Consider the following 9,588-nt stretch of genomic DNA (forward strand, 5'->3'; position numbering starts at 1 on the left):
AGCCGCACTCATGGGGAGTGAAACCGCATGCCCGAGCTGAGGTCCCGCACCGTCACCCACGGCCGCAACATGGCAGGCGCACGTGCGCTTATGCGCGCGTCGGGCGTAGCGAGCGCGGACATCGGGAAGCCGATCATCGCGGTCGCCAACTCCTTCACGGAGTTCGTCCCCGGCCACACCCACCTGGCCCCGGTCGGCCGCATCGTCTCCGAGGCCATCCTCGCCGCCGGCGCCGTCCCCCGCGAGTTCAACACCATCGCGGTCGACGACGGCATCGCCATGGGCCACGCGGGCATGCTGTACTCCCTCCCCTCCCGCGACCTGATCGCGGACTCGGTCGAATACATGGTCGAAGCGCACTGCGCCGACGCCCTGATCTGCATCTCCAACTGCGACAAGATCACGCCCGGCATGCTGATGGCCGCCCTGCGCCTCAACATCCCGGTCGTCTTCGTCTCCGGCGGCCCGATGGAGGCCGGCCAGGCCACCCTCGTCGACGGCACCGTCCGCAAGCTCGACCTCATCGACGCGATGGTCGACGCCTCGAACGAGAACGTCTCCGACGAGGACGTCCTGCGCATCGAGGAGAACGCCTGTCCCACCTGCGGCTCGTGTTCGGGCATGTTCACCGCCAACTCGATGAACTGCCTCGCCGAGGCCATCGGCCTCGCCCTCCCCGGCAACGGCTCGGTCCTCGCGACGCACACCGCCCGCCGCGCCCTGTACGAGGACGCCGGCCGCACGATCGTCGAGATCACCAAGCGCCACTACGAGCAGGACGACTACTCGGTCCTGCCCCGCTCCATCGCCTCCCGCCAGGCCTTCGAGAACGCCATGGCCCTCGACATCGCCATGGGCGGCTCCACGAACACGATCCTCCACCTCCTCGCCGCCGCGCAGGAGGCCGGACTCGACTACGACCTCACGGACATCGACGAGATCTCCCGCCGGGTCCCGTGCCTGTCCAAGGTCGCGCCGAACGTGGCGCCCGGCGGCACGTACTACATGGAGGACGTGCACCGGGCCGGCGGCATGCCCGCCATCCTCGGTGAGCTGCACCGCGGCGGACTCCTGAACAAGGACGTCACCTCGGTCCACTCCGAGAACCTGGAGACCTGGCTCGCGGACTGGGACCCCCGCTCCGGCACGGCAACCGACGTGGCCATGGAGCTGTGGCACGCGGCGCCCGGCTGCCAGCGCTCCGCCACGGCCTTCTCGCAGTCCGAGCGCTGGGACACCCTCGACCTCGACGCCGAGGGCGGCTGCATCCGCTCCGTGCAGCACGCGTACTCCAAGGACGGCGGCCTCGCCGTTCTGCGCGGCAACATCGCCGTCGACGGCTGCGTCGTGAAGACCGCCGGTGTCGACGAGTCCATCTGGACCTTCGAGGGCCCGGCCGTGGTCTGCGAGTCCCAGGACGAGGCCGTCGACAAGATCCTCCGCAAGGAGATCAAGGCGGGCGACGTCGTCGTCATCCGCTACGAGGGCCCGCGCGGCGGCCCCGGCATGCAGGAGATGCTCTACCCGACCTCCTTCCTCAAGGGCCGCGGCCTCGGCAAGGTCTGCGCCCTGGTCACGGACGGCCGGTTCTCCGGCGGCACCTCGGGCCTGTCCATCGGCCACGCCTCCCCGGAGGCGGCCTCGGGCGGCACCATCGCGGTCGTCGAGGACGGTGACCGGATCCGCATCGACATCCCGAACCGGTCCATCGAGGTCCTGGTCGACGAGGCCACCCTCGCGGCCCGCCACGAGGCCCTCGGCGGCGTCTACGCCCCGAAGGACCGCGAGCGCAAGGTTTCCGCGGCCCTGCGCGCCTACGCCGCGATGGCCACCAGCGCCGACAAGGGCGCGGTCCGCGACGTCTCCCTGCTGGGCTAGACCCGACGCAGACCCGACGCACAAGGCGCCCCCGCACCCTCCGGTGCGGGGGCGCCCGCGTCTCACCAGTCGGCAGGAGCGCCCGCGGCCACCGCGAACACCGTCCCGTCGGGCGCGCTCCCGAACAGCCGCCCGTCCCCGACCACCGGCGCGGGCAGCGTCGAGGCGTAGGCGGCCTTGCCGTCGGCCATCCGCGGCCGGGTCTGCCCCGCGGGCCGGCCGCTGGCGGCGTCGACGGCCAGCAGCCGTCCGTCCGGGGCCGACAGACAGACCCGGCCGTCGGCGAACACCGGGCGGGAGGCCACCGTCACGCCCGTCTCCGACCGCCAGACCTCCTGGGCTGCCCCCACCGCGACCAGCGCGCCGGAGGTCCCGAACAGGTAGGTGGTCCCGTCCTGGCCCACCGTCGCCTCCGCGTCGAAGAGCGGCGCCGCCAGCCGTACCCGGTGCACCGTGCCCGTCGCCAGGTCGGCGCGTACGACGGCGGTGGTCCGGGAGGACGCGTCGAGGTCCAGCAGGTACAGCCCGCCCTGCGCCGTACCGACCGGGCGCAGCCGCCCGGCCGTCCGCAGGTGCCGGCTCACGGTCCCGTTCGCCGGGTCCACCGCGGCCACCTGTGTGGACCCGCCGTCGCTCTCGGGCGTCGCCACGTACAGCCCGGGTGCTCCGCCTTCCGGCCCGCCGTCGCCCCACCAGACGGATCCGGCCCCGCCGATCTGCCTGGTCCAGCGCGGTGTGCCGGTCGCCGGGTCCAGTGCGGTGACGCTGCCGCCGGTCCCCACCAGCAGGAGCTGCCCGCCCGCGACCACGGCCTGCGACCCGCCCGGGAGCCGGTGCCTCCAACGCTCCGCCCCCGTGCCCGGATCCAGTGCCTGGAGCGTTTCGCTGCCCGGCACCACGACGAGGACCTGTCCGCCCGCGTGCAGAGGCGCGCTGACGGCCGCCGGCCCCTTCGCCGGTCCGGTCCCCTCCTGCGCCCACACCGTGGAGCCGTCGGCGGGGTCGAGCCGGGCCGCGGCGAGGCCCGGTCCGGCGCAGTAGAGGGCCGCCGCCTGCCAGGAGCAGGCCCCGATCCGGCTGCCGGTGGCGGGCTTGCCCAGGGGGACCGCCCACGGGGCGAAGCCCTTCTGCGCCGCCGGACCCGTCTTTGCGGCGATCCGTTCGGGCGGCCCGGCCGCCGCTCCGAACTGCAGGTACCCGCCGACGGTGCCGCCCACGAGCAGCAGCCCGACCCCGGCCCCGACCGCCATCCGGGCCCGCCGGCGGGGCTGCGGGCGGGGCTGCGCCCCGGGCACGGCGGCGGGCCGTTCCCTGCGGTGGGTGAGCTGCTCCGCCTCGACGGGCTCCCGCGGCCGGGGGATGAAGGCCTGCGTGTCCTCGCCGGTCGGGTACGCGAGCGCCCGCATCTCGGCGATCAGCGCCTCGGCGGTGGGCCGCTCCGCCGGATCCTTGGACAGGCACCGTGCGACGAGCGGCACGAGCTGCGGCGGCAGCCCGGTCAGATCCGGTTCGCTGTGCACCACCTGGTACGCCACCAGGTAGTGGCTGTCCGAGTCGAACGGCCCGTGCCCCGTCGCCGCGTGCACGAGCACCGCCCCCAGGGCGAACACGTCGGCGGCCGTTCCCACCTCGCGGGGGCGCTGGAACTGCTCGGGCGCCATGAACGGAGGGGTGCCGATCAGCTTCCCGGTCTCGGTCCGCAGGTCGCTGTCCGTGGGCCGGGAGATCCCGAAGTCGATGACCCGCACCCCGTCCGGAGCCATCAGCACGTTGCTGGGCTTCAGGTCGCGGTGCACCACGCCCGCCCGGTGGATGTCCCGCAGCGCCTCGGCCAGGCCGGCGGCGAGCCGGGCCAGTTCGACGGGGTCCAGCACCTTTTCCCGTACCCGTTCGGAGAGCGTCGGCGCGTCGATGAACAGCGTGGCCATCCAAGGCCGTTCGGCATCGGGATCGGCGTCCACGACGGGCGCGGTGAACGCCCCGCTCACCCGGCGGGCCGCGGCGACCTCCTGCCGGAACCGGGCCCGGAACTCCGGATCCACCGCGTGCTCGGGGTGCACGATCTTGACGGCGAGTTTCAGCCCCGAGCCGGACGTGGCCAGATGGACGACGCCCATCCCCCCGGAGCCGAGCACCGATTCGAGCCGGTACTGCCCGGCGTACTCCGGAAAGCCCGCCCGATCCCCGCGCAGCGACTGCACCGCTGACCACCCCCGCCGGAGCCTAGTCGATGACCCGTGCGATTCTCCAAGGTCCTGCTACCCTGCGCGAGTTGCGCACGGCAACGCCCATGGGGGGAGATTTCGCATGTCGGTGGAGAGCGATTCGAGCCAAGTCCAGAGCCTGGCGTCCGGCTCCGGTTACCCGTCCTACCCGGTCGCTCCCGGCCACCGGCTGAACGTCCGCAGCGGCCCCGGCACCAACTACTCGGTGATCGACGTCCTGCCCTACGGTGCGACCGTCACGCTCCGCTGCCAGTGCGACGGCACGACCGTGTCCGGCCCGTACGGCACGACCGACATCTGGGACTGCATCGGCAACGGCCGGTTCGTCTCCGACGCGTACGTGAAGACCGGCAGTGACGGCTACGTCGTCACCCAGTGCGGCTGACCGCGGACCCGTCTGACACGTGAGACACACCCGGTCCGGCCGGCCCGGCGAGGGATAATCGCTGACGTGAGCGACGACCAGCGAGACCAGACCCCCGCCGAGCCGGCCGCGCAGGCCCCGGTGCCCGCCGGCCCGCAGCCCGAGCCGATCCGGTTCTTCGGCACCACCTGGGTGAACCACGACGGCGGCTACGCCCTGCGCCGCGTCGCCCTCGCCGTCGGCTCGCTGACCACCGCCGTCGCCGCCGCCGTGCTGCTCCGCCTCTCCTACGAGGGTCTGGAGATCGGCAACGTCGGCCCCTTCCTCAGCATCTCCGTCGTCGTCCTCTTCGCGATCGCCAGCTCCATCGCCTTCGTCAAGACCTGGGGCTCCTACAGCAGCCGCCCCGCCCCGTCCTCCGACGAGGCCGCCCTCAAGGGCCTGAAGACGATCGGTTTCATCGGCTCCCTCATCGCGTACTTCCTGCGCTGCCTCGGGGAAGCGCCGGGCGAGAAGCTCCGCCGATCCGAGTACGAGCAGGCCCGGGCCGAATACGCCCGCCGCCGCAGCACCCGTACGGGGAACCCGGCCGGCCGCCGCCCCAAGCGCAAGAAGTAGCCCGCTTCCACCCCGGTGATTGACGCCCGGCACCTCCAGGAGCATTATTCATCACATGATGAATAATCGGGCCGAGGGAGCCCCCGCCGCTGTACACGCCCATGACCTGACCGTCCGCCGCGGCACCGGCCGCACCCCCCGCACCGTCCTGGACTCCCTCGCCTTCGACGTGCCCCGCGGCCGCATCACCGGCCTCCTCGGCCCCTCCGGCTGCGGAAAGTCCACCCTCATGCGCGCCATCGTCGGCACCCAGGCCCACGTCACCGGCACCCTGGACGTCCTCGGCCACCCCGCCGGCGACCCCCGGCTCCGCTCCCGCATCGGCTACGTCACCCAGGCGCCCAGCGTCTACGACGACCTCACCGTCCGGCAGAACCTCGACTACTTCGCCGCCATCCTCGACCCCGGCCGCGCAGCCGCCGACCGCCGCGCAGCCGCCGTCACCCGCGCCATCACCGACGTCGACCTCACCGGTCGTGCCGGCGCCCTCGCCGGCAACCTCTCCGGCGGCCAGCGCAGCCGCGTCTCCCTCGCCGTCGCCCTGCTCGGCACCCCCGAGCTCCTGGTCCTCGACGAACCCACCGTCGGCCTCGACCCCGTCCTGCGCCGCGACCTGTGGAACCTCTTCCACGACATCACCACCACCCGCGGCGCGACGATCCTCGTCTCCTCCCACGTCATGGACGAGGCCGAGCGCTGCCACGACCTGCTCCTCATGCGCGAGGGCCGCATCCTCGCCCGGGACACCCCCGACGCACTGCGCACCCGTACCCACTCCGCCACCGTCGAGGAGGGCTTCCTGCGCCTCGTCGACGAGGCCAACGCCGCCGCCGACGACGCCAACACCGCCGACGCCAGCACCGCGCCCACCGCCACCGTCACCCGGGAGCAGAGCCGATGACCGCCACGACCGCCATGAGCGGCGCCCGCACCGCCGCCACCGCCGCCCGCGTCCTGCGCCAGCTCCGCCACGACCCGCGCTCCATCGCGCTGATGCTCCTGGTCCCCGTCCTGATGCTCACCCTGCTGCGCTTCGTCTTCGACGGCAGCCCCAGGACCTTCGACAGCATCGGCGCGTCACTCCTCGGGATCTTCCCCCTCATCACCATGTTCCTGGTGACCTCCATCGCCACCCTGCGCGAACGCACCTCCGGAACCCTGGAGCGCCTCCTCGCCATGCCGCTCGGCAAGGGCGACCTCATCGCCGGCTACGCCCTCGCCTTCGGCGCCGTCGCCGTCCTCCAGTCCGTCCTCGCCACCGGTCTCGCCCTGTGGGTCCTCGGCCTCGACGTCGTCGGATCCCCCTGGCTGCTCCTCCTCGTGGCCCTCCTCGACGCACTCCTCGGCACCGCACTCGGCCTGTTCGTCTCGGCCTTCGCGGCCTCCGAGTTCCAGGCCGTCCAGTTCATGCCGGCCGTGATCTTCCCCCAGCTCCTCCTCTGCGGACTCTTCGCCGCCCGCGCCACCATGCACCCGGTCCTCGAAGGCCTGTCCGACGTCCTGCCCATGTCCTACGCCGTCGACGGCATGACCCAGGTCCTCACCCACACCGACATGACCGCCGACTTCGTCCGCGACGCCGGCATCGTCGCCGCCTGCGCCCTGCTCGTACTCGCCCTCGGCGCGGTCACCCTCCGCCGCCGCACCCCCTGACCGCACTCCGGACAGCGCCTCCCCGTTCCCCGCCCGGGTGCAAGGATGAGGACGTAGACGTAGCTCACGTGCAAGAACAGTTCGGCGAGGTGAATCGGGCATGACCCAGACAGTCGCAGTCCTCGGTACCGGCAAGATCGGCGAGGCCCTGCTCAGCGGAATGATCCGCGGCGGCTGGCCCGCCTCGAAGCTCCTCGTCACCGCCCGCCGCGCCGAACGGGCCGAGGAACTCCGCGCCCGCTACGGGGTCGAGGCCGTCTCCAACGCCGAGGCCGCCAAGCGCGCCGACACCCTCATCCTCACCGTCAAGCCCCAGGACATGGCGAAGCTCCTCGACGAACTCGCCCCGCACGTCCCGGCCGACCGCCTGGTCATCAGCGGCGCCGCCGGCGTCCCCACCGCCTTCTTCGAGGAACGGCTCAGCCCCGGCACCCCCGTCGTCCGCGTCATGACGAACACCCCCGCCCTCGTCGACGAGGCCATGTCCGTCATCTCCGCCGGCAGCCACGCCACCGCCGAACACCTCGCCCACACCGAGGAGATCTTCGGCGGCGTCGGCAAGACCCTGCGCGTCCCCGAGTCCCAGCAGGACGCGGCCACCGCCCTTTCCGGCTCCGGACCCGCCTACTTCTACTTCCTCGTCGAGGCGATGACCGACGCCGGCATCCTCCTCGGCCTGCCCCGCGCCCAGGCCCACGACCTGATCGTCCAGGCCGCCATCGGCGCCGCCGTAATGCTCCGCGACAGCGGCGAACACCCGGTCAAGCTCCGCGAGGCCGTCACCTCCCCGGCCGGTACGACGATCAACGCCATCGTCGAGCTGGAGAAGCACGGCGTACGCGCCGCCCTCATCGCAGCCCTCGAAGCGGCCCGCGACCGCAGCCGCGAGCTCGCCTCCGGGAACAGCTGAGACACCCTGACCCGTCGGTGGGGGTCCCGCGGCCTGCGGGACCCCCACCCGTCACGGCTCCAGCAAGCCGATGGCCCGGTACGCCCGGTCCACCACCGGCCGCGCCAGGGCCCTGGCCCGCCCCGCGCCCTCCCGCAGCACCTTCTCCACCGCCGCCGGATCGCCCGCCAGCTCCGCATGCCGCTCCTGCACCGGCCGCAGCACCTCGACCACGGCGTCGGCGACGTCCCGCTTCAGCGCCCCGTAGCCGCTGTACCCCTCGGCGAGCACGGCCGGATCACCCCCGGCACACGCCGCCAGGATGTCCAGCAGGTTCGCGACGCCCGGCCGCGCCTCCCGGTCGTAGACCAACGCGCCGTCCCCGCTGTCGGTGACCGCCCGCATCACCTTCTTGCGCACGACCCCGGGCTCGTCGAGCAGATAGACGATCCCCGCCGTGTTCTCGTGCGACTTCCCCATCTTCGACGTCGGCTCCTGCAGGTCCATGACCCGCGCGGCCACCGCCGGATGCGTCGCCCTCGGCACGGTGAACGTGTGCCCGTACCGCTGGTTGAACCGCACCGCCAGGTCACGGGTCAGCTCGACGTGCTGCCGCTGGTCCTCCCCGACGGGCACCTCCTCCGCGTCGTACGCCAGGATGTCGGCGGCCATCAGCACGGGATAGGTGAGGAGCGACAGCCGCACGCCCTCCCCGGAGGCCTGCGCCCTCGCCGCCTTCTCCTTGTACTGGATCATCCGCCGCAGCTCCCCGTCGGTGGCGGTGCACTCCAGCAGGTACGCCAGCCGCGTGTGCTCGTCGACGTGGCTCTGTACGAAGAGGGTGCAGCGCTCGGGATCCAGCCCGGCGGCCAGCAACAGCGTGGCCGCCTGCCGACTCAGCCTTCGTACGCGCGCCGGCTCGTGCTCGACGGTCAGCGCGTGCAGGTCGACGACGCAGAACAGCGCGGACTCGGGCTCCTGGTCGGCTGCGACCCAGTGCCGTACGGCCCCCAGGTAGTTGCCCAGCGTCAGGTGCCCGGTGGGCTTGATCCCGCTGAAGATCCTCTTCATGTCCCGCTCTCCCTGTGTGTGAGTGGTGTCGGTGCCACCGCGTCGGGCGACCGAGTCACTCCCGGGAGGGGAGAAACAAAAACGGCCGCCGTAGCGGCGGCCGTGAGCGCACGCGTGCTCGCGTGAGGGTCGGCCGCCGTCAGGCGGCCCACCAGCGAAGGCTGAGCGTGAGCGCATGCGTAGTCATGGGTCCAGCGTAGACGGAGGGGGACGAGGACGCGGTGGGTTTCGCGGACTCCGCGCGGCGGCCCAGCAGGGGTTGACACAGGTGTGCCCGATCCGTAAGGTTCTTCGAGTTGTCCGAAGTGAGCGCCGACCCCGGTCGGTCCCCGGACAGCCATCCCGCACTACACATTCGAACGAACGACGCACTCCGTCGTCTTGTTTTCATGCGTATTTGCGAATGAGGAATCCGCGTTCCAGGACGCAGTTGCCGATTAGGTTCGGGGGCAAGGAATCCGCTACTGTCTCACTCGTCGAAAGGGCCCAACAGCCCGGACGGCAAACCCCGCTGACCGGGGGTCAGGCCCGAAAGGATCTGATAGAGTCGGAATCGCCGGAAAGGGAAACGCGAAAGCGAGAACCTGGAAAGCGAAGCGGGACTGGCTCTGATAGAGTCGGAAACGCAAGAACAGAACGAAAGCCCGGAGGAAAACCCGCGAGGGTGAGTACAAAGGAAGCGTCCGTTCCTTGAGAACTCAACAGCGTGCCAAAAATCAACGCCAGAAGTTGATACCCCGTCCACTTCGGTGGATGAGGTTCCTTTGAAAAAGACCTGTAGGGCTTCCTTGTGGAGTGCTTGCAGGCAACAAACACAGCGAGGACGTTGTGGCGCGTCGGTCTTATTCCGACATGACGTGCCCGCTCTAAGTGATGTGTGCACCCGATTA

The 9,588-nt window shown here is 71.6% G+C and carries 8 protein-coding genes; 6 read left to right on the top strand and 2 right to left on the bottom strand.

Features of this window, described 5'->3' with window-relative positions; genetic code table 11:
* Positions 1-27: 27 nt before the first annotated feature.
* Positions 28-1,878: a dihydroxy-acid dehydratase gene (gene ilvD / locus ACGFZK_RS18020; protein WP_393849827.1), complete on the top strand. Its 1,851-nt coding sequence runs from the start codon at positions 28-30 to the stop codon at positions 1,876-1,878.
* 62 nt (positions 1,879-1,940) lie between these two features.
* Here ilvD and ACGFZK_RS18025 read toward each other — a convergent pair whose 3' ends face one another.
* Positions 1,941-4,079: a serine/threonine-protein kinase gene (locus tag ACGFZK_RS18025; RefSeq protein ID WP_393849828.1), complete on the bottom strand. Its 2,139-nt coding sequence runs from the start codon at positions 4,077-4,079 to the stop codon at positions 1,941-1,943.
* Positions 4,080-4,185: 106 nt separating this feature from the next.
* Here ACGFZK_RS18025 and ACGFZK_RS18030 point away from each other — a divergent pair, with 106 nt between their 5' ends.
* From ACGFZK_RS18030 to proC, 5 genes are all read left to right on the top strand, one after another.
* Positions 4,186-4,488, top strand: a complete 303-nt coding sequence (locus tag ACGFZK_RS18030; RefSeq protein ID WP_393849829.1) for an SH3 domain-containing protein — start codon at positions 4,186-4,188, stop codon at positions 4,486-4,488.
* A 66-nt stretch (positions 4,489-4,554) separates the two neighbouring features.
* A complete protein-coding gene (locus tag ACGFZK_RS18035; RefSeq protein ID WP_393849830.1) occupies positions 4,555-5,085 on the top strand; it encodes a hypothetical protein in 531 nt (176 codons plus the stop codon).
* Positions 5,086-5,140: 55 nt separating this feature from the next.
* Positions 5,141-5,986, top strand: a complete 846-nt coding sequence (locus ACGFZK_RS18040; RefSeq protein ID WP_393849831.1) for an ABC transporter ATP-binding protein — start codon at positions 5,141-5,143, stop codon at positions 5,984-5,986.
* Positions 5,983-6,738: an ABC transporter permease gene (locus tag ACGFZK_RS18045; RefSeq protein WP_393849832.1), complete on the top strand. Its 756-nt coding sequence runs from the start codon at positions 5,983-5,985 to the stop codon at positions 6,736-6,738. Before ACGFZK_RS18040 ends, ACGFZK_RS18045 begins: the two co-directional genes overlap by 4 nt.
* Positions 6,739-6,838: 100 nt before the next feature.
* Positions 6,839-7,648: a pyrroline-5-carboxylate reductase gene (proC, locus tag ACGFZK_RS18050; protein WP_393849833.1), complete on the top strand. Its 810-nt coding sequence runs from the start codon at positions 6,839-6,841 to the stop codon at positions 7,646-7,648.
* Positions 7,649-7,699: 51 nt separating this feature from the next.
* On the opposite strand, the gene trpS is transcribed toward proC, so the two are convergent.
* Positions 7,700-8,698 (bottom strand): tryptophan--tRNA ligase, encoded by a 999-nt coding sequence (gene trpS, locus ACGFZK_RS18055; RefSeq protein WP_393849834.1) that lies wholly within the window; start codon positions 8,696-8,698, stop codon positions 7,700-7,702.
* Between the last annotated feature and the right edge of the window lie 890 nt (positions 8,699-9,588).

The sequence above is a fragment of the Streptomyces sp. NPDC048257 genome, from assembly GCF_043201855.1.
Lineage (GTDB): Bacteria > Actinomycetota > Actinomycetes > Streptomycetales > Streptomycetaceae > Streptomyces.